The organism is Desulfovibrio porci (assembly GCF_009696265.1).
Lineage (GTDB): Bacteria > Desulfobacterota > Desulfovibrionia > Desulfovibrionales > Desulfovibrionaceae > Desulfovibrio > Desulfovibrio porci.
In genome coordinates this window covers 119,366-143,416 of record NZ_VUMH01000011.1, presented here as the reverse complement: position 1 = coordinate 143,416, position 24,051 = coordinate 119,366, and the positions used below count along the sequence as shown (strand labels likewise).

At 64.3% G+C, this 24,051-nt stretch carries 23 protein-coding genes; 16 read left to right on the top strand and 7 right to left on the bottom strand.

Translation table 11 applies throughout. The annotated features are described in order from the left end of the window. Positions 1 to 111: 111 nt before the first annotated feature. Entirely contained in the window at positions 112 to 447 is a 336-nt protein-coding gene (locus tag FYJ44_RS11165; RefSeq protein ID WP_195841018.1) for an MFS transporter, read from the bottom strand. Positions 448 to 571: 124 nt separating this feature from the next. On the opposite strand from FYJ44_RS11165, the gene FYJ44_RS11160 reads away from it, so the two are divergent. The 4 genes from FYJ44_RS11160 (at position 572) to FYJ44_RS11145 (ending at position 3,955) form a co-directional block, all read left to right on the top strand. After that, positions 572 to 1,378, top strand: a complete 807-nt coding sequence (locus FYJ44_RS11160) for an AraC family transcriptional regulator (protein ID WP_154512100.1) — start codon at positions 572 to 574, stop codon at positions 1,376 to 1,378. A gap of 84 nt (positions 1,379 to 1,462) precedes the next feature. Next, positions 1,463 to 2,257: a 2-oxo-tetronate isomerase gene (gene otnI / locus FYJ44_RS11155; protein WP_154512098.1), complete on the top strand. Its 795-nt coding sequence runs from the start codon at positions 1,463 to 1,465 to the stop codon at positions 2,255 to 2,257. Positions 2,258 to 2,305: 48 nt separating this feature from the next. Beyond that, positions 2,306 to 3,202, top strand: a complete 897-nt coding sequence (ltnD, locus tag FYJ44_RS11150) for an L-threonate dehydrogenase (protein WP_154512096.1) — start codon at positions 2,306 to 2,308, stop codon at positions 3,200 to 3,202. Positions 3,203 to 3,295: 93 nt separating this feature from the next. Next, positions 3,296 to 3,955 (top strand): nitroreductase family protein, encoded by a 660-nt coding sequence (locus FYJ44_RS11145; protein ID WP_308578936.1) that lies wholly within the window; start codon positions 3,296 to 3,298, stop codon positions 3,953 to 3,955. Between the two features lie 85 nt (positions 3,956 to 4,040). Here FYJ44_RS11145 and FYJ44_RS11140 read toward each other — a convergent pair whose 3' ends face one another. From FYJ44_RS11140 to FYJ44_RS11130, 3 genes are all read right to left on the bottom strand, one after another. After that, positions 4,041 to 4,589 (bottom strand): pyruvate kinase alpha/beta domain-containing protein, encoded by a 549-nt coding sequence (locus FYJ44_RS11140; protein WP_154512094.1) that lies wholly within the window; start codon positions 4,587 to 4,589, stop codon positions 4,041 to 4,043. An 83-nt stretch (positions 4,590 to 4,672) separates the two neighbouring features. Next, on the bottom strand, positions 4,673 to 6,094 hold the full coding sequence (ahcY, locus tag FYJ44_RS11135; RefSeq protein ID WP_154512092.1) for an adenosylhomocysteinase: 1,422 nt from the start codon (positions 6,092 to 6,094) through the stop codon (positions 4,673 to 4,675). A 48-nt stretch (positions 6,095 to 6,142) separates the two neighbouring features. Then, complete coding sequence (locus tag FYJ44_RS11130) at positions 6,143 to 7,066, bottom strand: ArsR/SmtB family transcription factor (RefSeq protein WP_154512090.1); 924 nt, start codon at positions 7,064 to 7,066, stop codon at positions 6,143 to 6,145. Positions 7,067 to 7,165: 99 nt separating this feature from the next. Here FYJ44_RS11130 and FYJ44_RS11125 point away from each other — a divergent pair, with 99 nt between their 5' ends. Together FYJ44_RS11125 and FYJ44_RS11120 are read left to right on the top strand one after the other, a co-directional pair. Further along, positions 7,166 to 7,756, top strand: a complete 591-nt coding sequence (locus FYJ44_RS11125) for a DciA family protein (RefSeq protein WP_154512088.1) — start codon at positions 7,166 to 7,168, stop codon at positions 7,754 to 7,756. 425 nt (positions 7,757 to 8,181) lie between these two features. After that, positions 8,182 to 8,553 (top strand): hypothetical protein, encoded by a 372-nt coding sequence (locus tag FYJ44_RS11120; protein WP_287702270.1) that lies wholly within the window; start codon positions 8,182 to 8,184, stop codon positions 8,551 to 8,553. Positions 8,554 to 8,700: 147 nt separating this feature from the next. Here the strand turns inward: FYJ44_RS11120 and FYJ44_RS11115 are convergent, their stop codons facing one another. Continuing rightward, positions 8,701 to 9,576 (bottom strand): hypothetical protein, encoded by an 876-nt coding sequence (locus tag FYJ44_RS11115; RefSeq protein WP_154512086.1) that lies wholly within the window; start codon positions 9,574 to 9,576, stop codon positions 8,701 to 8,703. Positions 9,577 to 9,855: 279 nt separating this feature from the next. On the opposite strand from FYJ44_RS11115, the gene FYJ44_RS11110 reads away from it, so the two are divergent. Together FYJ44_RS11110 and FYJ44_RS11105 are read left to right on the top strand one after the other, a co-directional pair. Then, complete coding sequence (locus FYJ44_RS11110) at positions 9,856 to 13,404, top strand: FAD-binding and (Fe-S)-binding domain-containing protein (protein ID WP_154512084.1); 3,549 nt, start codon at positions 9,856 to 9,858, stop codon at positions 13,402 to 13,404. Positions 13,405 to 13,409: 5 nt separating this feature from the next. After that, positions 13,410 to 15,440: a hypothetical protein gene (locus FYJ44_RS11105; RefSeq protein ID WP_154512082.1), complete on the top strand. Its 2,031-nt coding sequence runs from the start codon at positions 13,410 to 13,412 to the stop codon at positions 15,438 to 15,440. Between the two features lie 11 nt (positions 15,441 to 15,451). On the opposite strand, the gene FYJ44_RS11100 is transcribed toward FYJ44_RS11105, so the two are convergent. Then, entirely contained in the window at positions 15,452 to 16,120 is a 669-nt protein-coding gene (locus FYJ44_RS11100; RefSeq protein WP_229772674.1) for a class I SAM-dependent methyltransferase, read from the bottom strand. Between the two features lie 193 nt (positions 16,121 to 16,313). Here FYJ44_RS11100 and FYJ44_RS11095 point away from each other — a divergent pair, with 193 nt between their 5' ends. From FYJ44_RS11095 to FYJ44_RS11065, 7 genes are read left to right on the top strand one after another with little or no spacing between them, the layout of a single operon-like run. After that, positions 16,314 to 16,988: a site-2 protease family protein gene (locus FYJ44_RS11095; RefSeq protein WP_154512080.1), complete on the top strand. Its 675-nt coding sequence runs from the start codon at positions 16,314 to 16,316 to the stop codon at positions 16,986 to 16,988. Between the two features lie 16 nt (positions 16,989 to 17,004). Beyond that, positions 17,005 to 17,991 (top strand): tryptophan--tRNA ligase, encoded by a 987-nt coding sequence (trpS, locus tag FYJ44_RS11090; RefSeq protein ID WP_154512078.1) that lies wholly within the window; start codon positions 17,005 to 17,007, stop codon positions 17,989 to 17,991. A gap of 4 nt (positions 17,992 to 17,995) precedes the next feature. Further along, positions 17,996 to 18,433, top strand: coding sequence for a Holliday junction resolvase RuvX (gene ruvX / locus FYJ44_RS11085; protein ID WP_154512076.1), 438 nt, complete (start codon positions 17,996 to 17,998; stop codon positions 18,431 to 18,433). Next, a complete protein-coding gene (gene mltG, locus FYJ44_RS11080; protein ID WP_154512074.1) occupies positions 18,430 to 19,482 on the top strand; it encodes an endolytic transglycosylase MltG in 1,053 nt (350 codons plus the stop codon). Before ruvX ends, mltG begins: the two co-directional genes overlap by 4 nt. Before the next feature lie 54 nt (positions 19,483 to 19,536). After that, positions 19,537 to 19,773 (top strand): hypothetical protein, encoded by a 237-nt coding sequence (locus tag FYJ44_RS11075; RefSeq protein WP_154512072.1) that lies wholly within the window; start codon positions 19,537 to 19,539, stop codon positions 19,771 to 19,773. 45 nt (positions 19,774 to 19,818) lie between these two features. Beyond that, a complete protein-coding gene (locus FYJ44_RS11070; RefSeq protein WP_154512070.1) occupies positions 19,819 to 21,360 on the top strand; it encodes a cobyrinic acid a,c-diamide synthase CobB in 1,542 nt (513 codons plus the stop codon). Positions 21,361 to 21,372: 12 nt separating this feature from the next. Next, positions 21,373 to 22,026 carry a precorrin-8X methylmutase gene (locus tag FYJ44_RS11065; protein WP_154512068.1) on the top strand — a complete coding sequence of 218 codons (654 nt, stop codon included), beginning with the start codon at positions 21,373 to 21,375 and terminating at the stop codon, positions 22,024 to 22,026. On the opposite strand, the gene FYJ44_RS11060 is transcribed toward FYJ44_RS11065, so the two are convergent. Beyond that, positions 21,986 to 22,879 (bottom strand): hypothetical protein, encoded by an 894-nt coding sequence (locus FYJ44_RS11060; protein ID WP_195841017.1) that lies wholly within the window; start codon positions 22,877 to 22,879, stop codon positions 21,986 to 21,988. The two genes, FYJ44_RS11065 and FYJ44_RS11060, sit on opposite strands and share 41 nt — an antisense overlap. Positions 22,880 to 23,017: 138 nt before the next feature. Between FYJ44_RS11060 and FYJ44_RS11055 the strand changes: the two genes are divergently transcribed. Further along, positions 23,018 to 24,037 carry an NAD-dependent epimerase gene (locus FYJ44_RS11055; protein WP_154512066.1) on the top strand — a complete coding sequence of 340 codons (1,020 nt, stop codon included), beginning with the start codon at positions 23,018 to 23,020 and terminating at the stop codon, positions 24,035 to 24,037. The last annotated feature ends 14 nt before the right edge of the window (positions 24,038 to 24,051 follow it).

The window sequence follows — 24,051 nt, the reverse complement described above, 5'->3', positions numbered from 1 at the left end:
TCGACCGCGTGCAGTCAATTTGGCATTCTTATGGCTGTTCACCCTGTCCTCGGCTCGGTTTACTGTTGTCTGTCAACTCCAGCTTTACCGGCTTGAGGCAGGGTGAACAACCTATTGGAACATTACACCTAGATACAAGCTCCAGATGTGGCCCAAAGATCGCAGAAGGACTCCGCCGCCTACCAGCACGAGCGCCATGCCCAATGCCGGTTCCAGCCCAAGCCTCCTGCTTACGGACGGCGCGGCCGGGGATATTGCCGCGAAGGCCAGCAGCGGCAGGGCATTGACAAGGCCCGCCGCCGCTGTGCTGAGGTGAAGAGATTCCCGCACTATTTCCAACAGCGGGCCGATACTCGTAAAAGGAGCCCGCAAGCACGTGGCGATGCATAAAATGCCCACGGCAAGCATGATTTGTTTTTTTGCCCTGGGCGACTTTCTGGAATTCATGGCAACCTCAATATTGAATTTAAACTGTCGGTCCGGAAATGTTGAATCCGGGCTGGACTATGCCATCTTTCCTCTTTGATTGAATTTGGGTATTATGCCAAAAAATATCTAAATGAGGCCATAAATGTCCTTGCGGGAATTGCTGACGGTTTTCCCTCCTGACCGGCTCGATGTGCCGGTCACAGCAAAAAAGGTGGATTTCGTCCGGGACGAAAATGCCTTGCCCACGCATCAGCATGCCGTCGGGCAGCTGCTGCTTACACTGCGGGGGAGCGCGGCATGCAGGGTTTTTGGAGATCTCTGGCTGGTTCCACCGCAGTGCGCGGTCTGGGTCCCGCCGCATACGCCGCACTGCAACCGGATAACAGCACGCTCCAGCGTCTGCCTGCTCCTTATCCGGCAGGAACGTATTCAACTGCCTTCAACATGTTGCACATTGTCAATCACGCCGCTGGTCCGCGAATTAGTTCAGCGTGTCGCCGCATTCGCGCCGGAAGCCGCGCCGACGGACCATAGCGAGCGCCTTATCCAGGTGCTTCTCACCGAATTGTCCCACATGCCCGTAACGGGCCTGCGCCTGCCGGTGTCTTCAGACGCACGCTTGCAGTCTATCGCGGAGAACATTATTGATGCGCCGGCAGAGCGGAAAGACCTTTCCGGTTGGGCCGGACATATCGGCATGAGCCGCCGCTCCCTGGCGCGGCTTGTGGTCAGGGAGACAGGCTTGTCCTTCGGGCGCTGGCGGCAGCAGCTTCTTCTGGTTATGGCCATCCAGAAGCTGTCGGACGGCGCCAGCGTGCAACAGACCGCCTGGGATCTTGGATACGAATCCGTTACGGCCTTTATCACGATGTTCAAAAAGGCGCTGGGAACCTCACCAGCCAGATATGTCCGGAAAGATGCCGCGGAACAGCGGCCTGGAGCCACATGAGAACGTACCCGCGCATCAGGCCCGCCTGTTTTCCCGCCCGGAGCCCGATCCCGCCAATCCGTCCCGGACACAAGGAGGTCCGCCATGCCCCGTTTTGCCGCCAATCTGACCATGATGTTCACGGAACTGCCCTTCCTCGACCGCTTCAGCGCGGCGGCGGATCAGGGCTTCCACTGGGTGGAGTATCTTTTTCCCTATGAATTCGCACCCGAGGATCTGGCCCGCGCTCTGGAGCGCAACGGCCTCACGCAGGCCCTGTTCAACCTGCCGCCCGGCGACTGGGAGGCCGGGGAACGCGGCCTGGCCTGCCTGCCCGGCCGGGAAAAGGAATTCGATGCCGCTCTGGAGCGGGCCGTGCTTTACGCAAAGGCCTTGCGCTGCCCGCGTGTGCACCTCATGGCGGGCAACCGCCCCACGGACGCCGACGCCGCACGCCTAGAACGAACCTATCTGGACAACGTCCTGCGGGCCGCCCAGCGCCTGGCCGATGAAGGGCTGGAACTCTGTCTGGAGCCCATCAACCAGTTCAGCATGCCGGAATATTTTTTGCGCACCCAGGAACAGGCCGCCGCGTATATCGAGAGGCTGGGCCTGCCCAACCTGCGCCTGCAATTCGACTTTTTCCACTGTCAGATGGAGCAGGGCAACGTCTCGGGACGGCTGCGGCGCTTTTTCCCGCTCATCGGGCACTGCCAGCTGGCGGGCGCGCCGGACCGGCACGAGCCGGATCAGGGTGAACTCAATTATCCGTATTTGCTGGCTCTGCTGGATGAACTCGGCTATCAGGGCGTGGTGGGCTGCGAGTACAACCCGGCGGGCAAAACCGTAGACGGGCTGGGCTGGTTCCGCGCCTGGGGCGTGGTTCCGGGCCGTTGCTGAACAGGCTGAACGGACGGGTTCTTTTTTCCATATGTAAAGGAGGATACTATGCCGCAACGGACATACGCGGTCATCGGTCTGGGGGCTATCGGCCTGGGTATGGCCCAATCCCTGCTGCGCGCGGGCCTGAAAACCATCGGCTGCAATCGCGGCCCCAGGCCTCTGGAAACTTTTGCCGCAAACGGCGGGCAGACCACCCACAACCCGGCGGAAGCCGCCGCCCGCGCGGATGTGCTCTTTCTGGCCGTGGTCAACGCCGCCCAGGCGGAAGATGTGCTCTTCGGCCAGGGCGGAGCGGCCAGGGCCATGCAGGCGGGAGACCTGGTGGTCAACTGCGTCACGGTCAAGCCCGCCTTTGCCGTGGACATGGAGCGGCGTCTGGCCGAACTGGGCCTGCTTTATCTGGACGCGCCGGTTTCCGGCGGCCCGGCCCAGTCCGCCGCCGGAAAGCTGAGCATCATGGCCTCCGGCTCGCCCGAGGCCTTCGCCAGGGCCGAAACCGGCCTGAAGGCCGTGGCGGCCGTGGTCCACCGCCTGGGGGACGAGGCGGGCAAGGGTTCGGCCATGAAGGTGGTCAACCAGCTCCTGGCGGGCACGCATATCGCCGCGGCCGCCGAGGCCATGGCCCTGGGCCTGCGCATGGGCCTGGACGCCGGGGATGTCTACAAGGTCATCACCAGCGCGGCGGCCAATTCCTGGATGTTTGAAACCCGCATGAAACATGTGGTCAGCGGCGACTACACGCCCCTGAGCGCCGTGGATATCTTCGTCAAGGATCTGGGCATCGTCAGCGAGACCACGCGCGAGCAGGCCATGCCCGCGCCTCTGGCCGCCGCCGCGCTGCAGCAGTTCGTGGCCGCCCAGGCGCGCGGTCTGGGCCGCGAAGCCGACGCGGCGGTGATCAAGACCTTTCCCGGCATTGAACTGCCGCGAAAAAAAGACTGAGGGAATAGGCCGGACACTTGATCCGGCCTCCGTGAAAGGCATACGTCTCAACCGTCCCTGTGACGGCAGGACTTTCCGACGAGGAGAAGCAAGATGTCCGCAAACAGTTTGGAAAATCGCCGCCTTGTTCTGGCCGGCCTGCTGGCTGTTCCGGTGGGACTGGCCTTGACGGACGCACCCGCCCGCGCCGCCGGGCCGGGCACGGCCCCCCCAACCGCTTCAGAGGCCGGGCAATCCGGCAGCAACGCAGCCCTGAACTGCCTGATGACCAGGCGCAGCGTGCGCAGCTTCACGGACGCGCCAGTGTCCGGGGAACTGGTGCGCCGGATGCTGGCCGCTGGTATGCAGGCCCCCAGCGCTGGCAACGAACGCCCCTGGCAATTCGTTGTGGTTACGGACAAGGCCAGGCTGGCCAGCCTGGCTCAGGTGCACGCCTATGTGCATTTCGCTGCCAAAGCGCCGTTGGGCATTGTGGTCTGCGCGGATTTGTCCAAAGCCCGGCTCAAAGGCTACTGGCCCCTGGATATGAGCAATTGCACCATGAACATCCTGCTGGCCGCGCACGCTTTGGGCCTGGGCGCGGTCTGGACCGGCATCTACCCGGAGGAGGAGCGCATCAGCAAGGTGGCGGAAATCTGCGCCACGCCCGAGGGCATCGTGCCTTTCGCCTTGGTGGTCCTGGGCCATCCGGCCCAAAGCCCGTCGCCCCAGGATCGCTTTGAGGCAGCCCGGATCCATGACAACAAATGGTAAGATGCGCGAGCGGCCACGCCAGGCCAGATATATTTCCGGTCTGACGCGACCGCCCCGTGCGCAAGCCCTTTACGTGCGGAATTTGCTAAAAATTCCTTGGCTTGCAGAGGATCTCGTTGATCTTCGTCTCCAGAATATTGTTGGCGTGCGCCGGATGCATGATGACGGCGGTGTCCGCCCCTCTGCCGCTGCCCGCCACCACGATGATTTCCTCGCCGTGGGGGATCAGGCCCGCATCCAGCGCCATGACCGCGATCTCCACACAGACTTTGACGCCCTGACCCAGCATGCGCAGGGTTTCAGCCATAAGCTCCACCGGGCTTATGCCGCCGTGCTTTCTGCTGATGCCCCGCTCAGCGCCGCTGAGCACGTGGGTGGTGGTCAGCACCCGGATGCCCGCGCGCTCCAGCTCGTCCCTGGCCGCGTCCGTCATTTTCGTCTTGCCCGGCTCCTTGAAGCCGTAGGCGTTGGTCACGCAGACCACCTGCGCCGTACTGGCGCCCGCAAAAAGCTTTGCCGTGTCGCCGCTGCCGCTGGCCACGACGATATGCCGGATGTTTCTTTCCACCGCTGCCTTTACGGCCAGATCCACGCACTGCCCGGTATTTTCCGCGCCTTTTTCCTCAAAATACATTTTCAGATCTCCTTGATAAAACAGCCCGGCAAACGTGAAGTGCACGCCTGCCGGGCCTGATGCCTTCCGCCGTCAGACGAAAATCAATACCTGTACATCTCGCCCTTGTACGGGCCTTCCACCTTCACGCCGATATAGTCGGCCTGTTCCGGGGTGAGCTTGGTCAGCTTGGCGCCCAGGCGGCCCAGATGCAGGCGGGCCACTTCCTCGTCCAGTTCCTTGGGCAGGGTATAGACCCTGTTTTCCAGCTTTTCGGCGGCCAGCTTGATCTGGGCCAGGGTCTGGTTGGTGAAGCTGTTGGACATGACAAAGCTGGCGTGACCCGTGGCGCAGCCCAGGTTGACCAGGCGGCCTTCGGCCAGGATCAGAATGCTGCGGCCGGACTTGAGGGTCCACTTGTCCACCTGGGGCTTGATGTTCAGCTTGCTCACGCCGGGCGTGTTCTCCAGGTAGTTCATATCGATTTCATTGTCGAAGTGGCCGATATTGCAGACAATGGCCTCGTCCTTCATGCCTTCCATGTGCGCGCCGGTAATCACGTGATAATTGCCGGTGCAGGTCACGTAGATGTCGCCCAGGGGCAGGGCGTCTTCCACGGTGGTCACCTCATAGCCTTCCATGGCGGCCTGAAGCGCACAGATGGGGTCGATCTCGGTCACCAGCACGCGCGCTCCGAAGCCGCGCATGGACTGGGCGCAGCCCTTGCCCACGTCGCCGTAGCCGCAGATCACCACCACCTTGCCCGCCACCATGATGTCCGTGGCGCGCTTGATGCCGTCGGCCAGGGACTCGCGGCAGCCGTAAAGATTGTCGAACTTGGACTTGGTCACCGAGTCGTTGACGTTGATGGCCGGGAAGAGCAGTTTGCCTTCCTTTTCCAGCTGATAGAGGCGGTGCACGCCGGTGGTGGTTTCCTCGGAAACGCCCTTCATGCCGGCCGTCACCTTGTGCCAGTGCTGCGGGTCTTCCTTGAGGCGCAGGGCCAAGCGGTCCAGCACGCACTGAAATTCCTTGTTGTCGGTCTTCTGCGCCAGGATGGAGGGATCATTTTCGGCCTCCACGCCCTTGTGGATGAGCAGGGTGGCGTCGCCGCCGTCGTCCACGATAAGATCCGGGCCGGAACCGTCGGGCCAGGTCAGGGCCATTTCCGTGCACCACCAGTAGTCTTCAAGGGTTTCGCCCTTCCAGGCGAAGACCTTGGCCAGCCCCAGTTCGGCAATGGCCGCCGCCGCATGGTCCTGGGTGGAGAAGATGTTGCACGAGGCCCAGCGGATGTCCGCGCCCAGGGCGTGCAGGGTTTTGATCAGCATGGCCGTCTGGATGGTCATGTGCAGGGAGCCCATGACTTTGAGGCCTTTGAGGGGTTTCTGCGGGCCGTATTTTCTGATGCATTCCATGAGGCCGGGCATTTCCCGCTCGGAAAGCTGCATTTCCTTTTTGCCGAAATCGGCCAGGCTCATGTCCGCCACTTTATGGGGCAGGCTCAAATCCAGTGCTTTGGTCATCTTAACTCTTCTCCTTGGAAGTTTTTGGCGTATGGCCGACGCAATGCCCTACCGGGCCGCGGCCTCCATCAGCAGCAGCGCAAGCCCCCGGCCCACGGGTTGCCGCGCGCTGTTCAGAATGGCGAAACCGGCCTGCTCCAGGCCCGCCGCCAGTTCGTTTTCCTCAAAGCCCAGCCAGCGGTCGCCATAGCGGCTGCGCATGGTCTCGTCGTTGTGGCGCAGGAAATCCGCCACAAACAAACGCCCGCCGGGGGCCATGATCCGGCTGATCTCGCGCAGACCTTCCTCCGGCGCGGACAAATGGTGCAGCACGAGATTGATGCAGGCGAAGTCCGCCTCATGATCGCGCAAGGGCAGATGACTGAGCTCGCCGATGCGCAGGGAAACCCGGCCACCGGCCAGATCTTCCTGACTGAAACGGCGGCGGCAGAGTTCCAGCATACGGGCCGAGCCGTCCACACCGATGACCCCGCGCGCCAGGGGCAGCAGGCGGCCGAGCACCGCACCCGTGCCGCAGCCCAGGTCCACAGCCGTGCCGCAGCCCTCGGGCACGGCGGCGCAGACCGCCTCCGGCAGGTCAAACGCGCCGAGCACCTCGCGGTTGAGTTCGTCCCAATCCTCGGCGATGGCATTGAAAAACTGGCGGGTTTTGCGGGCGCGCTCTTCCAGAATCTGCGCCGCCATACCCAGATCCGCGCGCATGACCGCGTCGGCGGGCACAAAGGGCATGACCGCGCGCAGAAAGTCGCGCTCCTCACCGGCGCGCGGCGCGGCGTAAAACACCCACAGACCGTCACGGCGCGAGGTCAGCAGCCCGGCTTCGGTCAGAATTTTCAGATGCCGGGAAACCCGCGACTGCCCCATGCCCAGAATGTGCACCAGTTCGTTGACCGAGAGCTCGTAATGCAGCAAAATGTGCACAAGCCGCAGCCGGGTCTCATCAGAAAGAGCCTTGAAATGCAGCAATGCCATGAAGCGCCTTTTTTTACGGATAAATCAACTTAATTTGATACTAATATCCGTCTATCCGGATATAGTCAAGCAAGTCTTGGCAGCGACAGGTGAGCCGGAATGAAACAGCAGCCCCAGACACAACGCCCCATGCGGAACCTGACGCGGCGCGGGCCGCGTCCACGGCGCAAAGGCGGCGGCCCCGCGTTGGCCGGAGATCTGCTGGCCGCCCTGCTGGCCGCCCTGGGCGGCGGGGCGGAGCGCGCCCGCCTGAGCCTGCTCTGGCAAAACTGGGAGCAGGTCATGGGCCCGGAGCTGGCCCCCCTGGCTCTGCCCTTGGGGCATCATAAGGATATGCTGCTGATCGGCGCGGAAGACGCCATGCTCATGCAGGAGTTGCACCTGATGAGCGGTGAAATCCTGGAGCGGGTTAACGCCTTTATGGAAAACCCCTTTTTCACCAGCGTGAAAGTTACGCTGGTGCTGGGCAAAAACGTGTTGAACACGGCCGCTCCTCCTTCCCCGACGGAAGAAACGTCACGTGGAGAGCAGTCCGACGCCCAGCCGACCCTCCGGCCTGTCCGGCCCAGCGGTTCCTTTCTGGCGGGCATGGATCCCGCCTCGCCCGTGGCCCGCTGCTATGCGCGTTTTGCCGGCAAACAGGCCGACGGCACGCCTCAGAACCCGTCCCAAGAAAACGCAACAAGCTGAGACAGCGCGCCAGCTCTTGCTTTTCAGACAATTAAAGCAGGACTTCAAAGGTGATGCTTTAAAACCGCAATGCGAAAAACAGCGCCGCGCCCAGCGGTCCGGAATCGGCTTTCGGCGCAATGGGGCCAGCGGCGCGGGCGTGGCCCTGCCGGCTGCTTTCGGCGCAGCGTGAGGCCATGGCGCTGAATCCAGGCTTATTCATGAGTTTTTTAGATGAACCGCAAGACTATTTCTAGATATGGATCGCTATTTTTATATGTTATTTCAATATATTGAAAAAATGTAACAGCCCAACGCATGCGATTTTGCTGTTTGGTTGCTGCGATTATTGACAAGGCTTTGCCTGCAATGCTAGCTTGCCTCCAGCAACACCCGCCAGTGTCCCGGTCTCCGTCCGGCAAGAGCACGCGGAGGAAGGAGTGAACGTGCAGAAGAATATGGAAGAAATCTGTCTGAAACACGACAACGGCAGCGATTTTCAGTTTCGCGGCCGCCTTTTTTCAGAGTGCTCCTGGTATGACGAGGAGCACGGCATGCTCACCCGCCAGAAGCTCTATGTGACGGACAACAACGAACAGGTGTATTACATCGTGCGTTCCAGCGGCCAGGAACGCAGCCGTCACGCCTACCGCCTGTCGGTGCGCGGCGACAATTGCATCATTGACAACGGCGTGACCGAAATGGCCCTCCAGTTCGACATGCTCATGCTGGCCGTGCGCGGCCTTTGCGGCCTAGAAGCCGGAGCCACCCCCACCCTGTCCATGGTGGAGGAAATGCTCAAGGCCGCCAACGCCTAGCGCCGCCGCTTTCCCGCGATTTTTCGCCGCTCCCCGCCGTTTCCGCCGGGGAGCGTTTTTTTGGCAAAACGAAGCCCCTCCAGTGGAATGCGGAGGGGCTTCGCGCTGTTCAGCGATGCGGGGAACGCGGCGGGCGCGTGTTCACGTTCAGTTTCCGCCGCCTTTTTCTTCCGGCTCCAGATGGGGACTGAAAAGGTTGGTGCCCCAGGTCAGCGCCAGGACGAAGAGCGCGGCGAACAGGCCGATGACCGGACTCCAGAGCGGCGGGGCCGACAGTGAAAGCCGCATGAGCAAGGTGCCGATGACAAAGCCGGAGTTGCGGAACACCGCGTGGTAGCAGGGCATGTACCGCTGGGCGATGAGCACCATGGCGATGTCCGCGAAAATCAGCACGGTATAGATGGTTTCAAAAAAGTGCTGTTCCTTGCCGGTTTGCAGATGGATCACCAGATCATACACGCCGAAGCTGAAAAAAATCACGAACAGACTCAGGGCCAGCAGCTTTTTGCTCATAACATAGCGCATACGCATGTCCGGGCTTTGAATGAAACGCTGCCGCCGCGCGATGCGCCGGTACAGGCCCAGACAGAGAAAGACGCACAATGCCCCGGCCCCGGACACGCCGATTTCCACCACAGCCTGAATATTGTCGAAGCCGATGTGCACCGGCTCCGGCAGGGCGGCCAGCTCCTTGAAGGCGTTGCGCAGCAGGATCAGGGTGAGAATCTCGAACTGCTTGCCCATGGATTGGGACAGGGACGAGGGGATCACGAAAATCAGGCTCATCACCTCCATGGCCAGGATCAGGGTGAAGGCCATATGGATGGCGTAAAAATGGCTGTCCGGAGGCTGGGGCAGCCAGAGCGGATACAGGCCCATGCGCTTCAGTTCCACGCCCGTCAGGGCAAGCAGGTAAAACCACAGTAAAAACAAGGCGATGCGCCGCTGCGTGGACGGACGTTCCCAGAAATGGTGCAGCCAGTCGAGCACATCGGTGAGCGGCTGGAGTTTGTGAATCAGCATAAAACCTCTGTATTGCGCGCCGTGCGGCGCTATTCAGGCATGGTTACGGACAGGCACGAAGATAGCCGGACGGCCGCAAATGTCAAAGACGGATACGAGGCGTTTCGGCGTCAATCACCGCACCCGCCGGACAAGGCGCCTCGCAGCCGGGGATAAAGCCCCCGCCGCCCGTCTCTCCACCGCGCTTGCCATCCGCGCCCGGACAACGTAGAAAAAGAGCTTCCTCCACGAGCCCGCGTACCTTGCGCCAGCCATTCACAGCTATTGAGGTAGATGATCATGCCCCATAAGGGTCCGCATATTTCCATTTCACCCGACTATGTGGTGAACCGCATCCTGAAGATCAATATCGACGATTTCGCGGAATGGCCCGAATCCGTGCGCAATCTGGCCATCGCCATCGCCGAGGAGCTCTTCCTGGTGGCTTACAATCCCTTTATCGACGCCGACACCGTGCGCGGCAGCGTGCGCGAGAGCTTTGAGCGGGAGTCCGTGGCCCTGGCCCACTATTACGCCACGGCCATCGGCGAGGGCATCACCATGTTCTGGTCCGCCTACGAGGCGGAGGCCGAATTCCGGGGCAGACTCATCGACGCCCTGCGCCGCGTCCTGCCCGAGGAGTGTATTCTCACCGAGCCCTCGGCCCTGGTGGAGACGGCCACCGACGCCACGGACCTGCGCATGGAGCTGCCCCTGCTGGTGGTGGAGCCGGATACCACCGAGCAGGTGGCCGAACTGGTCAAGCTGGCCAATGACATGAAATTCGCGCTGATCCCGCGCGGCGGCGGTTCGGGCATGACCGGCGGGGCCGTGCCCGCGCGCAAGCGCACCCTCATCGTCAGCCTGACCCGCCTGACCCGCATCGGACCCATTGACCTGGAGGAGATGACCGTCACCTGCCGGGCCGGGGCCATCACCCAGGAAGTGATCAACGCGGTGGACGCGGCAGGCGCGCTCTTTACCGTGGACCCGGCCTCCAAGCAGGCCTCGTCCATCGGCGGCAACGTCTCGGAAAACGCGGGCGGCCCCAGCGCCTTTGAGTACGGCACCACCCTGGACAATCTGCTCTGGTGGCGCATGGTCACGCCCACGGGCGAGATCATTACTGTGGAGCGCGAAAACCATCCCCGCCACAAGATCCTGCCCGACGAAACCGCCGTCTTTGTGGTCAAGGACGTCAGCGGCGGCGTGCGCAACGTGGTCCATCTGCGCGGCGACGAGATCCGCCTGCCCGGCCTGGGCAAGGACGTGACCAACAAGGCCCTGGGCGGCCTGCCCGGCATGCAGAAGGAAGGCGTGGACGGCATCATCACCGAGGCCTGCTTCATCATCCACAAAAAGCCGCAGCACAAGCGGGTCATGGTCCTGGAATTCTTCGGCCGCTCCATGCACCCGGCGGCCGTGGTGGTGCGCGAACTGGTGGCCCTGCGCAACCGCATCCGCCAGGAGGGCGACTATGCCCACCTTTCGGCCCTGGAAGAATTTAACGCCAAGTACGTCCAGGCCATCGAATACAAACGCAAGTCCGAAAAATACGAGGGCCTGCCCATTTCCGTGATCATCCTCCAGGCCGACGGCGACGATCCCTATCTGCTGGACAAATGCGTGGGCGACATCGTCAGCGTGGTGGAACAGCAGGACAACGTGGACATCATCGTTGCCGCGGACGACAAGGAGGCCGAACGCTTCTGGGAGGACCGCCACCGCCTTTCGGCCATCGCCAAGCGCACCTCGGGTTTCAAGCTCAACGAGGACGTGGTCATTCCCATGGAGCGCATCCCGGATTTCGCGCTCTTTCTGGAGCAGCTCAATCTGGAGTGCACCGCGGCGTCCTACCGCTTCGCGCTGCAGGAAGTGGGCCGCCTGCCCGGCTTTCCCATGGAGGACAAGGACTTCAACCGCGAGTTCTCCCAGGCCTCCAAGGCCGCGTCCGGCGACGTGCCGGCCACGGACGTCTCGGACAGCGAAATGGGCGCGCGGGCCGAGGCATTCCTGAAGCAACTGGCGGAAAAATACCCCCATCTGGCCAAAAAGATCGGCAAAATCCGCGACTACATGGAGGCGGGCCGCATTGTGGTGGCCAGCCATATGCACGCGGGCGACGGCAACTGCCACGTGAACATCCCGGTGAACTCCAACGACGCCCACATGCTGGAAGAGGCCGAGGAAACCGCCGCCAGGGTCATGGCCGAATGCCAGGAAATGGGCGGCGAAGTCTCGGGCGAGCACGGCATCGGCATCACCAAGATCGCCTTTTTCGGCAAGGACAAGATGGACGCCCTGCGCGCCTTCAAGGAGCGCGTGGACCCCCGCGACGTCATGAATCCCGCCAAGCTGGTGCACCGCGAGCTGCCGGTGCGGCCCTTCACCTTTTCCTTCAACCGGCTCATCGGCGACATCCGCGAAAGCGGCCTGCCGGACAAGGAAAAGCTGATCAGCCTGCTCACGGCCATCCAGATCTGCACCCGCTGCGGCAAGTGCAAGCAGGTCTGCTCCATGTGCTATCCCGAGCGCTCCATGCAGTACCACCCGCGCAATAAAAACATGGTGCTGGGCATGCTGCTGGAGGCGGTCTATTATTCCCAGGTCAACAAGGGCCGCATCGACGAGCGCCTGCTCAAATGGCTGCGCGATCTGGTGGAACACTGCACGGCCTGCGGCCGCTGCATGGCCAACTGCCCGGTGAAGATCCCCTCCGGCGAGGTGGCGCTGACCCTGCGCGCCCTGCTGGAGCACGAGGGCGCGGGCGGGCATCCCATCAAGGGCCGCGCCCTGGAGTGGCTGGCGCGCGACATTCCCCACCGCGCGCCCAAGGCGGCCAAGATGGCCTCCCTGGGCCAGAAAATGCAGAACAAATTCCTGGGCTTTGTGCCGGAAGTCTGGAAACGGCGCATGCAGAGCCCGCTCTTTTCCGGGCGCGGGCCCAAGATGGGCTACACCAACCTGTACGAAGCCCTCAAGCTGCACCGGGGTTCGGTTTTCGCCCCGGCCGAACCCGCACCGGGCATGCCCTGCGTGCTGTACTTTCCGGGCTGCGGCGGCGCGCTCTTCTACGACCGCATCGGCATTTCCTCCATCATGCTGCTGCTCAAGGCCGGTTTCGCCGTGGCCGTGCCGCCCCGGCACCTTTGCTGCGGCTATCCCTTGCTGGCCGCGGGCATGGATACGGCCTTTGAGGACAACCTGGCCCAGAACCGCCAGTATCTGGCCTCCATGCTGCGTAATCTGGCCAAGCAGGGCTTTGACTGCAAATACCTGGTTTCAGCCTGCGGCTCCTGCCGGGACGGCCTGGAACGCCTGCGGCTGGAAGAGCAGTTCCCGGACCTGCAGCGCCGGGATGTGAGCCAGCTGGCGCTGCCCCTGCTGGACAAGACGGCCATCCTGCCCGGGGAAGGCCGGGGCCGGGAGCTGGTCTACCACGGAGCCTGCCACTGCGAATGGGCCGACGTGCACAAAATCAAGGGCCAGAAACAGCTGGTCAAGGCCCTGGGCGACTTCAGCGGCCTCAAGGTCAGCCTCAATCCCGGCTGCTGCGGCGAATCGGGCATGGGGGCCATGACCTCGCCGCAGATCTACAACCTGCTGCGCTCGCGCAAGCAGGAACGCCTGGGCAAAGCCTTTGACAACGGCTACGACGGCCCGGTGGTGGTGGGTTGCCCCTCCTGCAAGATCGGCATCGCCCGCAGTCTGATCAAGATGCACGACAAGCGGCCCGTGCTGCATGTGGCCGAATGGCTGGCCGGTCTGTTGGACGGCGAGGACCGGCGGCAGAGTTTCCGCAAAAAGGCCAATGAAACGCGCGGCGAGATCCGCATCATTGAGGTCTAACCGGGATGGGGCGGCCCATCCCGCAGTCATCCGGAGCCGGAAGCCGCTTCGGCCCGTTCTGCTGGCTCCTGCTGCTCGCGCCGCTGCTTCCCTTTGTTTATGCCTTCGGCTTTCTCTTTCCGCGTGGGGATGATTTCGACGAAGTCACCCGGGCCATGTTTCTCTTTGATCTGCCCGGCGGCCTGTACGAGATCGGCCGCGAATGGCTGATCTGGAGCGGCCGCTATACCTATCACTTTCTGGCCGTGTTTCTGGGCAAGGCCGGTGAGCTGCGTCCGGCATACGGTCTGGTCTGCGCGGCGGTGGCGGCCCTGTACGGCCTGGCCGTCTACGGACTGGCCCGCGAGACCGGAGGCGGCGAGCGCATATCCCGCCGCGACGCCGCCTTCTGCGGCTGCTTCGCCGTACTGGCCCTGTTCTGCTGCCATCAGAATCTGCAAACATTCTATATGCTCACCGACGCCCTGACCATGGGCCTGCAACCGACGCTGGCACTCTGTTTTCTCTGGGCGCTCTGCCGTCTCTGGCGCGTGCAGGCCGACGCGGACGCCGTCAAAACAAAACGCGCGCGGCGCGCGGCCATTGCGACCGGCGTGCTGGCCGTGGGCGTGTACGAGCATTCCGCCGCAGCCGTGGCTCTCTGCGCGGGCGCGGCCTGCGTCCTGGCCTGGCGCGCTGACCGCGAGGCCGGAAACAGTCAGGCCGTCGGCACAGGGCGACGCCTGCGGGATTTCCTGCAGGTGGGAGCCTGGTGTCTGGGCGCGCTGCTTTTTTCTTTTCTGGCTCCGGGCAATTTTTACCGCAAAGCGGTGCGCCACATCAGCCCGGACGTGCAATGGCAGCAGCTTTGCGCGGCTTGGGACGAATGGCTGCGCAGCGCCTTCTGGTTTTTCGACGGGCTCTGGCCGTGGGCCGTGCTGGCTCTCGTGGTTTTTCTGCGGCTTGCCCGCCCGGCGGACGCGGGGGGAAAAACCGCTCGCGGCCGCAAGAAGGCGCTGTGGCTGGCCGGCACGGCCATAGTGACCTATCTGCTGCTTTCCGGCGGCCTCACCATACTGCACGCTCTCAGCGACGTGACCATCAGTTCCTCGGACAAACTTCCTGCGGGTCTGAGCCTGTATGCCGCCTGCGCCTTCGGTTTCGCGCTCCACGCCCTGCTCGGGACGGCGAACCCGGCGCCGCATCTGATCCGCCGTCTGCCGCCCTGGCTGCCGCTCCTGGCCCTGGTGGGGGCATTCTGTCTGAGCGGCAATCTGAGCCAGACCTTCGTCAATGCCGTCAACGGCAATATGATGATCCTGGCCGAAACCCTGAGCCGGCGTTACGGCTATCTCGCGGCACTGGGCGCGGCCGAAGCCAAAGCCGACGACGCGCCCAAGTTCGGGCTGCTGGGCGAAATCTACAGGCCCGACGCGCGCAAACGCCGCATTGATCCCGCTCTGCCGCAGGCTGTGGTGCAGGAACTGCCGCCCGCGCCCGTCTTTCCCATTCACATGGGCGAAACCCTGCCCGACGAAGCCGAAGCCTGGCCCAATCTCTGGGTGGCCTGGATGTATGGCGTGGGCGGCGTGCGCAGTGCCCGACCGGACCCCCTGACCGCTGTCCGCAATGTGGGGAACGCCGCCACGCCCACGGTTCTGACAGTACCTCCGGCCCTGCGGGAGCGCGGCGTCAGCGCGGCCTGGCGCGTCCGGGCCCAAGGCGGTCCCAACATCACCTTTGCCGACACATGGCTGGTGCTGCGCGCGGACGGCCCTTTACCCGAAAGCATTGCGGTCTTGCGGCCCAATCCGCCGGACCGGCGGCGTCTTGCCCCCCTGCCCGTCCAAAACTGGCTGCTGACGCGCCTTCTGGAGCAAGACAGCCTGAAAATCGGGTTTTGCGAGCGCCTGACGGGCGAACCGCTGTCTTTCAAAACCAAGCTCTGGCGGACGGCCGGTTTCTACGCCTTTCCTCTGGGCCCGGCCGGGGAGAACTGGCCCGGCCTGTTCCTGAGCCTGGACCGCCGGAACTTTTACCGCCTGCCCGACGCCTGAGAACCCGCGCGTTATGCGTTGCGGAAACGCTCGACCTTGGCGGGCGGCAGATTGCACAGAACCAGATCGCGTTTTTCACAACGGCAACCCGCGCGGCTCAGGGGCGAGCGGCCCCAGAGCGCGTAGGTGAACTGGATGATGCAGCCCTCGTGCGCCGTGGCCGCGCGCATCTGTTGCACAATGGCCGTCTGGAGCGGCGCGGGCAGACTGAGCAGTGGCAGGGAGGAAACAATGGCCGCCACGGGCCGGTTCGCGGGCAGATAGTCGGCAAGACGGGCCGCGTCCCCCCGGATGACGTTCAGATCGGGAAAGCGGCTCCGCAACAGATGACAGAAGGCGGGCAGACGCTCCAGCACAAGCAGGCGTTCCGGGGGCACGCAGGCCAGCAGCGCGCCGGTCACGGCGCCGGTGCCCGCGCCCAGTTCCACCACCAGGCCGTCGCCCGGCGGCAGCATGGCGGCCATGCGCCGGGCCAGATGCGCGCCGCTGGGGCAGACCGCCCCCACGCTGCGCGGCTCACGCGCCCACTGTCCGACAAAGGCCTCCACCCGCCCGAAACGGTCCAGCAGCGGCGCCGGACGCAGACGGGGCAGCATCACGTCCAGGGTCTGCCGGGCAACGCTCCGCGCCGACGCCGCCAGCAGCTCCCGCGCCGCTTGCGTGGACAAAAACAGTTTCATGGCTCGCTCCTTTGAAGAGAACAATCTTCGTGGACAAAACATCGCGCGGAGAGCGTCAGCAAAGCGTCAGGCCGGTTTCCGCCGCGACGGCGCGTCCGGTCCGGCGCAAAAGACGGCGACTGACGCCGCATCGCGCCAAAGCGGACCGCCGCGCCATATCGACATTCCGGCCCGAACATGATACCCGCCAAGCATGTTTAATCTTGATTTCTCCCAAGCTCTCCATACGCTGGCCATCGCCTTGGTGCCCGCCCTGCTGGGCATCATCCTGCACGAAGTGGCCCACGGCTGGGTGGCCGCGCGGCAGGGCGACCCCACAGCCCGCGCCATGGGCCGCCTGACCCTGAATCCCCTGCCGCACATCGACCCCATGGGTCTGCTGGTCTTCGGCCTGACCAGCCTGTCCGGCGCGTTCGTTTTCGGCTGGGCCAAGCCGGTGCCCGTGAACCCGCGTTATTTCCGCAATCCCGCCAAAGGCATGATGCTGGTGGCCCTGGCCGGGCCGCTGACCAACTTTCTGCTGGCCATAGTCTTCGGCGTGGCCCTGAGCCTCACCCTGGCCTTTTTCCCCTTTGAGGCCTGGCGGCAGCACAATCTCTACATTTTCGCCCTGTCCTCGCTCCAGGCCGGCGTGGTGATCAATTTCGGCCTGGGCTGGCTCAACCTCGTGCCCATTCCGCCGCTGGACGGCAGCAAGGTTGTGGCCTATTTTCTGCCGGGAAACACGGCCTGGCGCTACCTGGGCATGGAGCGCTACGGCTTTGTCATTCTTTTACTGCTGCTGTTCACCGGGGCCCTGGGCTACGTGCTGGGGCCGCTGGTCAGCGGAAGCGCCAGGGGGCTGTTCTCCCTTCTGGGCATATTGTAAGCCGACAAGGATAGTTATGAGCAAAGAACTGCGCACTGTTTCCGGCATGCGGCCCACGGGGCCGCTGCATCTCGGCCATTATTTCGGGGTGCTCAAGAACTGGGTGGAGCTCCAGGACCGCGAGGAAGCCTATTTCTTCGTGGCCGACTGGCACGCCCTGACCAGCGATTACGCGGACCCCTCACGTATCCGCCACAATATCGCCGAAATGGTCAAGGACTGGGTGGGCGCGGGCCTGGACCCGGAAAAATGCGTCATTTTCCGCCAGTCCGCGGTCAAGGAGCACGGCGAGCTTTCGCTGCTGCTCTCCATGATCACGCCGGTTTCCTGGCTGGAGCGCAATCCCACCTATAAGGAGCAGCAACAGCAGATCAGCAACAAGGATCTGGGCAACGCGGGCTTTCTCTGCTACCCGGTGCTGATGGCCGCCGACATTCTCATGTACCGGCCACACGGCGTGCCCGTGGGCGAGGACCAGTTGCCGCACATGGAGCTGACCCGTGAAATCGCGCGGCGCTTCAACTATTTTTACGGCGACCTCTTCCCCGAACCGCAGGCCATGCTCACCCCGGCGGCCAAGTGCCCGGGCCTGGACGGACGCAAGATGTCCAAAAGCTACAACAACGGCATCTTCCTCTCCGATGACTTCGCGGGCATTCAAGAAAAGGTGCGCGGCATGTTCACGGACAAGGCCCGCCTGCGCAAATCCGATCCCGGCAATCCCGACGTCTGCAATCTCTTTCCCTATCACGTGCTGCTGAGCAGCCCGGAGGAACAGGCCGAAATCCGCCGGGGCTGTACCTCGGCTCAACTGGGCTGTGTGGACTGCAAGAAGATTTTCCTCAAAAATCTTGAAGCCTTCCTGACTCCCCTGCACGAACGGCGCGCCGCTCTGGACGCCCGTCCGGGCGCGGTGGAGGAAATCCTCGCGGCGGGCAACGAGAAGGCGCGCGCCTTTGCCATGAGCACCATGGCGCTGGCCCGGGAAAAAATGGGGCTGTAAACGCTTGAAGTACGTGGGCGTCGATTACGGTCTGGCCCGCACGGGCCTGTCCGTGTCCGACCCGGAAGGGCGGCTGGCCTTTCCCCTGACAACCCTGCGTCTTGAGGACTATGCGGACCGCAAGGAGTTTCTGGCGGCCCTGGTTGCCGGAATCACCGCGGAGGGCGCCGGGGCCGTGGTCATGGGCCTGCCCTTGCTGGACGACGGCACGGACAGCCTGACCACCCGGCAGGTGCGCAACATCACTGGGCGGCTCAAACGGCGGCTGGATCTGCCCGTCTTTTACATGCCCGAGTTGCTGAGTTCCGAAGAAGCCTGGAGCGATCTGCGCGAGGCCGGTCTCAAGGCCCGCAAACGCAAGGCCGTCCTGGACCAGCAGGCGGCGGTGCGTATCCTTGCTTCCTTTCTGGCCCTGCCGCCCGGGCAACGGAGACCGGCATGAAAACCCTGCTGCGCATTGTGGGCCTGCTGATTGTGCTGGCTCTGGCGGTCTGCGGCTGGCTGTGGCACGAAGCCCGGATCTTTCTGGACAGCGCGCCCGAAAGTCCGGGCCGCGAAATCTATTTTGACGTGACGCCCGGCGCGCGTCTGGGACAGGTTTCCGCCGCCCTGGCCGAAAAGGGCCTGATCACCGACGCCCGCAAGTTCAGTCTGCTGGCCCGCTACAAGCAGTGGGAAAACCGCCTCCAGGCCGGGCGCTTCGCCCTGAACACCGGCTGGACGCCCGAACAGGTGCTGGACGCCCTGGTCAACGGCAAACCCGTGCTCTTCCGGATCACCGTGCCCGAAGGGCTGACCTGGTGGCAGACCGGCCGTCTGCTGGAAGAGGCCGGACTGGTCCGCTTCGCGGATTTCCGGGACGTGATTGCCGATCCGGACTTCCTGCGCCATTACGGCATCCCCTTTGCCACGGCCGAAGGCTTTCTGATGCCGGACACCTATCTGCTCAAAAAGGCAGACGCGCCGGACGACGCCCAACTCAAAGCCCAGACCCGCGCCGTGGCGGGACGCATGGTGGACAATTTCTGGCGCAGGACCGCCGCCGTCTGGCCCGGCAAGGTCAAACCCAAGACCGACGACCTCAAAAAATGGGTGATCCTGGCCTCGGTGGTGGAAAAAGAAACCGCCATTGACGCGGAACGGCCCCGCGTGGCCGGAGTATATCGGAACCGCCTGGCCCGGCAGATGCTGCTTCAGGCCGACCCCACGGTGATTTACGGCCTGGGTCCGGCCTTTGACGGCAATCTGCGCCGCAAGCATCTGGACGATCCGGCCAATCTCTATAATACCTATCAGCGGCCCGGCCTGCCGCCGGGGCCCATCTGCTCCTTCGGCACAGCGGCTCTGGCCGCCGCCGTCAACCCGGAAAACCATGAGTTTCTCTACTTCGTAGCCAAAACCGACGGCGGCGAACACGTTTTTTCCACCACGCTTACGGAACACAACCGCGCCGTGCGCCAGTATTTGCAGAACCGGCGCGGCGGGCGTTAAGATACCGCAACGGGCCGTCTTGGCCCGCGCCCGCAAGCAACGCCAGGAGGCCGTATGAAATATCTGATTGTGGAAGACTTTTCCGGTCAGGCGGTGCCCTTCATTTTCCCGCGCCGGGTGGACCACGGCGACATGCGCGAGCAATTGCCCTACGGCCAGATTCTCTCCGGCGGCGTGCTGGAACTGGGGCCGGAGGGCTTTCTCTGCTCCGGCGGCAACAGTGAGCTGGGCATCAAGGCCCGGCCGGAAGAGGATGCGGCTATTATTGCCGAGGCTCTCCGCCACCGTTAGCTACGGCTTGAATGCCGCCGGTTTCCCAGGCATCCGGATCTTCGCATGGCACAGACAACGCCGAGCCGCATTCCCGGCCTTATTGTGGGCGGCACCGGCAGCAACGCCGGAAAAACCGTCACCACCCTGGCCCTGCTCTGCGCCCTGCGGGCCAGAGGCCTGCGGGTCCAGGCCGCCAAAAGCGGGCCGGATTTCATTGACGCCGCCTTTCACGCCGCGCTGACAGGCGCGCCCGCCGCCAATCTGGACGTCTGGATGTGCCGCGAGGCGCGGCCGGACAGTGGGAAAAGGCCGTTACGCCGCATCCCCCAAGGTCTGGCGCGGGTCTTTGCCCGCATGCACGGGCCGGGCGCGGACGGACGCAACGCGGACCTGCTGCTGGTGGAAGGGGCCATGGGCCTCTATGACGGCGGGACCGGGGGCGCGGGCAGCACGGCCCAACTGGCCGTCCTGCTGGGTCTGCCCGTGCTGCTGGCGCTCAACGTCCACGGTCTGGGCCAGTCCGTGGCGGCCCTGGCCGAAGGCTTTCTGCGGCATCGTCCGGCCTGGACCGCCGACGCGGGCCACCCGGCCTTTGTCGGCATGATCTGTACCCATGTGGGCGGCGAAAAGCACAAGGAAATTCTGCGCCAAGCCCTGGCACCGCTGACGGCGCAAACGGGCGTGCCCCTGCTGGGCCTTTTGCCGCGCGACGGCGCGCCGCAACTGAAATCCCGCCATCTGGGCCTTGTAGAGGCGCGCGAAAGTCTCCCCGGCCTGGATCATGAGAGCTTGGCCGCCTGGCTGGAGACCCACTGCGATGTGCGGGCGCTGCTGCAGGCGTTGGGCGCGCCCCAGAGCGGCCTTCCGGCCAGCCCCCCGCGCGCGGACGCGCCGCCGGTCCGTTTTTTCGCGCCCCGCGTCCGCAGCGGAAAGGCGGCACGGCGGCCAAGGCTGGGCGTGGCCTGGGACGTTGCCTTCAGCTTCTGCTATGCGGATCTGCCCGCTCTGTTGCGGGAACTGGGCGCGGAATTATGTTTTTTTTCGCCGCTCAGGGACGCCGCCCCGCCGTCCGCATGCGACGGCCTGTATTTTCCCGGCGGCTATCCGGAACTGCACGCCTCAGCCCTGGCCGCCAATACGAGCATGCGCGCGGCCCTGCGCACCCTGGCGGAACGGGGCCTGCCCATCTACGGCGAGTGCGGAGGATACATCTATCTGATGCGCGCGCTGCGCCAGGACGGGCGGGACTATCCCATGAGCGGTCTGCTGCCCCTGACCTGCCTGCTGGGCGGGCAACGGGCGGCCCTGGGCTACCGCGCGGCCCGCGCCCTGCCCGGCTGGCCCGCCGCTTGCGCGCCCGGACAGTCCGGCACGGCAACGACCTTGCGGGCGCGCGGCCATGAGTTTCACTACGGCCGTCTGGAGGGGAGGGAACTGCCCGCCGGCTGCGCGCCGCTCTGGCAACTGAGCGACAGCAAGGGCGCGGTTCTGGGGCCGGAAGGCTGCCGTCTGGGCTCCGTGGCCGGTTCCTGGCTGCATCTCTACCCGGAAGGCGCGCGCCGCTTCTGGCGGGCCTGGCTGGCGGGACTGTCCGCCCAAGCGTAATAAGAGGAAACCATGCCTCAGACCATTGAACTGGATCCGGCCGCCACGCCGCAGGACATCGAAAACCGTTCCTTTGCGATCATTGACGCGGAGATTCCCGAACCGCGCCCCTTCCAGGACGGGCTCTGGCAGGTGGCCCGGCGTTGCGTGCACACCCTGGGCGATACGGAGATTCTTGCGGATTTGCGTTTAAGCGGGAAGGGCCTCGCGGCGGGCGTGGAGGCCCTGCGCCACGGCTGCACGGTCTTTACGGACACGCGCATGGCCGCCGCCGGTCTGCCCCTGCGCCGCATGACCCCCCTGGGCGTCACGGTGACGCCGCTCATGGCCTTGCCGGGCCTGGAAGACACGGCCCGAAAGCTGGGCGTCACCCGTTCCCGCGCGGGCGTCGCGGCTGTGGCGGACAGGCTGGCGGGACAGATCATGGTCATCGGCAATGCGCCCACGGCCCTGCTGGCCCTGCTGGAGGCGCTGGAGCGCGGCGCGCCCGCGCCCGCCCTGATTGTGGGCATGCCCGTGGGATTTGTGAACGCGGCCCAGTCCAAGGAGCTGCTCCACCAGAGTCCCTGGCCGCACTTTACCCTGCTGGGCCGCAAGGGCGGTTCAGCCGTGGCCGCCGCCTGCGTCAACGCTCTGGCGGAACTGGCCCTGGCCCGGCGGGAGTAATCTCCCCTTTGTCCGCGCTTTCTCCTTCCGGAAGCGGACGGGGATCTTCCGCGTCCGGCGCGGCGCCGTCCACATCCAGCACCGGCGGCAGCGCCTTGGCGCTTTCCGCCGACACCAGCATGGCGCGCTGCTGATCATTCTGCGGCAAGGGCACGCAGCCCCTGTCCACCAGCACGATACCGGTGCGCTCCAGCACTTCCCGGCGAAAGGCGTATTCCTGCTCCATGCGGCGCTGGCGATAGGCGAACCAGCGCTGGACCAGAAAACAGACGGCCAGCAGGCCCGCCGCGCTGCCCGCGATCCAGGGGATATACGGCGTCAGCGCGCCCCCCAGACTGACCAGGGCGGAAAAAGCCCCGTCCACGAAAAAAAGCCCCGCGCCCAGCAGCAGAATGCCCAGCAGCAGAACCACGGTAGGCGCGTTACGCACCATGGCGTAAAAATGCCGCAAACGCTCGGGCACAGCGGCATTGTCCGCGCCGCCCGGCTCCCCGTCCCGCTCCTCGTCCAGCGTATGGGAAAGCCAGCGGCCCGTAAGGTGCACCACCAGCAGCAGGGCCACGGGCGCAAGCACCGAGGCGAGCGCCCAGACCAGCCAGGGAAAACGCGCCACGGGCGGCCCGCCGGGCGTCTCCGGCGCGGCGTGCATCAGGCCGTAGAAAAAGGACACGCCGCCCACGATCATTTCCACAAAAAGCACGGCGATCAGCAGATAAAACAGCATGTCCTTGTGCTCCCCGGCGTACCAGGGCTGGACGCGGCCGCGCCCGCTCGGCGAGGACGCCATCGCGCGGGCATCCGGCCGGGCCTGGCCGGAGGAATCTTGAGGCGAATGCTCAGGAGAAACTTTCATACCTACCTCAATGCAATATGGCGCAGCATACGTGGCCGCCTCCCATCCGGCAAGCCCCGTGAGACCTCGCGCCCCGGCCCGCCCTTGCCCCCGGCGGCCATCTGGCTTACTTTGTGGCGTACACGCAAAGGGGGCGACATGCATGTTCTGGTAACCGGCGCGGCGGGCTTCATCGGCTATCATCTGGCCCGGCGGCTGCTGGCCGACGGGCACACGGTGGTGGGCATCGATAATTGCAACGACTATTATGACGTGCAATTGAAAAAGGACCGTCTGGCCGATCTGGGCGCCATGCCGGAAGCGCGCGGGCGTTTTCGCTTCGAGCTTCTGGATCTGGCCGACGCGGACGGCATGGCCGGGCTGTTCCGGCGTGAGCGCTTCAGCCATGTGGTCAACCTGGCGGCCCAGGCCGGGGTGCGCTACAGCCTGCTGAATCCCGCCTCCTACGTCAATTCCAATCTGGTCGGTTTCGGCAACCTGCTGGAAGGCTGCCGCCACGGCGGCGTGGAGCACCTGCTCTTCGCCTCCTCCTCCTCGGTCTACGGCCTCAACGCCGCCCGGCCCTACTCCGTGCACCACAACGTGGACCATCCGGTGAGCCTCTACGCGGCCACCAAGAAGAGCAACGAGCTCATGGCCCATGCTTACAGCCATCTCTACCGCCTGCCCTGCACGGGCCTGCGCTTCTTCACGGTTTACGGCCCCTGGGGCCGCCCGGACATGGCCCTGCACCTTTTCACCAGCGCCATTGTGCGCGGCGAACCCATCAAGGTTTTCAATGAAGGCCGCATGCGCCGCGACTTCACCTATATCGACGATATCGTGGAAGGCGTGGTCCGCCTGCTGCCCCTGGCCGCCGCGCCCGACCCGGCCTTTGACGCCGCCGCGCCCGATCCGGCCTCCAGCTCCGCGCCCTGGCGCATCTATAATATCGGCAACAACCAGACCGTGGAGCTCAACGAATTCATCGCCGTGCTGGAAGAAGCCCTGGGCAGAACCGCCGTCAAGGAACTGCTGCCCATGCAGCCCGGCGACGTGGAAGCCACCTGGGCCGACATCGACGCCCTGACCGCCGCCACCGGCTTCGCCCCGGTGACGCCCCTGCGCGAGGGCATAGCCCGCTTTGTGGACTGGTACAAAGAGTATTACAAAATATGAGCACACAGGACATC

What these genes read in the sequence shown, in the direction of transcription:
- FYJ44_RS11070 (WP_154512070.1), top strand. Translation starts at nt 19,819, where the DNA reads ATGGCACAGACAACGCCGAGCCGCATTCCCGGCCTTATTGTGGGCGGC.
- FYJ44_RS11130 (WP_154512090.1), bottom strand. Translation starts at nt 7,066, where the DNA reads ATGGCATTGCTGCATTTCAAGGCTCTTTCTGATGAGACCCGGCTGCGG.
- FYJ44_RS11055 (WP_154512066.1), top strand. Translation starts at nt 23,018, where the DNA reads ATGCATGTTCTGGTAACCGGCGCGGCGGGCTTCATCGGCTATCATCTG.
- FYJ44_RS11105 (WP_154512082.1), top strand. Translation starts at nt 13,410, where the DNA reads ATGGGGCGGCCCATCCCGCAGTCATCCGGAGCCGGAAGCCGCTTCGGC.
- FYJ44_RS11165 (WP_195841018.1), bottom strand. Translation starts at nt 447, where the DNA reads ATGAATTCCAGAAAGTCGCCCAGGGCAAAAAAACAAATCATGCTTGCC.
- otnI (WP_154512098.1), top strand. Translation starts at nt 1,463, where the DNA reads ATGCCCCGTTTTGCCGCCAATCTGACCATGATGTTCACGGAACTGCCC.
- FYJ44_RS11140 (WP_154512094.1), bottom strand. Translation starts at nt 4,589, where the DNA reads ATGTATTTTGAGGAAAAAGGCGCGGAAAATACCGGGCAGTGCGTGGAT.
- FYJ44_RS11075 (WP_154512072.1), top strand. Translation starts at nt 19,537, where the DNA reads ATGAAATATCTGATTGTGGAAGACTTTTCCGGTCAGGCGGTGCCCTTC.
- ahcY (WP_154512092.1), bottom strand. Translation starts at nt 6,094, where the DNA reads ATGACCAAAGCACTGGATTTGAGCCTGCCCCATAAAGTGGCGGACATG.
- trpS (WP_154512078.1), top strand. Translation starts at nt 17,005, where the DNA reads ATGAGCAAAGAACTGCGCACTGTTTCCGGCATGCGGCCCACGGGGCCG.
- FYJ44_RS11110 (WP_154512084.1), top strand. Translation starts at nt 9,856, where the DNA reads ATGCCCCATAAGGGTCCGCATATTTCCATTTCACCCGACTATGTGGTG.
- FYJ44_RS11065 (WP_154512068.1), top strand. Translation starts at nt 21,373, where the DNA reads ATGCCTCAGACCATTGAACTGGATCCGGCCGCCACGCCGCAGGACATC.
- FYJ44_RS11145 (WP_308578936.1), top strand. Translation starts at nt 3,296, where the DNA reads ATGTCCGCAAACAGTTTGGAAAATCGCCGCCTTGTTCTGGCCGGCCTG.
- FYJ44_RS11100 (WP_229772674.1), bottom strand. Translation starts at nt 16,120, where the DNA reads ATGAAACTGTTTTTGTCCACGCAAGCGGCGCGGGAGCTGCTGGCGGCG.
- FYJ44_RS11115 (WP_154512086.1), bottom strand. Translation starts at nt 9,576, where the DNA reads ATGCTGATTCACAAACTCCAGCCGCTCACCGATGTGCTCGACTGGCTG.
- ltnD (WP_154512096.1), top strand. Translation starts at nt 2,306, where the DNA reads ATGCCGCAACGGACATACGCGGTCATCGGTCTGGGGGCTATCGGCCTG.
- FYJ44_RS11095 (WP_154512080.1), top strand. Translation starts at nt 16,314, where the DNA reads ATGTTTAATCTTGATTTCTCCCAAGCTCTCCATACGCTGGCCATCGCC.
- FYJ44_RS11060 (WP_195841017.1), bottom strand. Translation starts at nt 22,879, where the DNA reads ATGAAAGTTTCTCCTGAGCATTCGCCTCAAGATTCCTCCGGCCAGGCC.
- FYJ44_RS11125 (WP_154512088.1), top strand. Translation starts at nt 7,166, where the DNA reads ATGAAACAGCAGCCCCAGACACAACGCCCCATGCGGAACCTGACGCGG.
- FYJ44_RS11160 (WP_154512100.1), top strand. Translation starts at nt 572, where the DNA reads ATGTCCTTGCGGGAATTGCTGACGGTTTTCCCTCCTGACCGGCTCGAT.
- mltG (WP_154512074.1), top strand. Translation starts at nt 18,430, where the DNA reads ATGAAAACCCTGCTGCGCATTGTGGGCCTGCTGATTGTGCTGGCTCTG.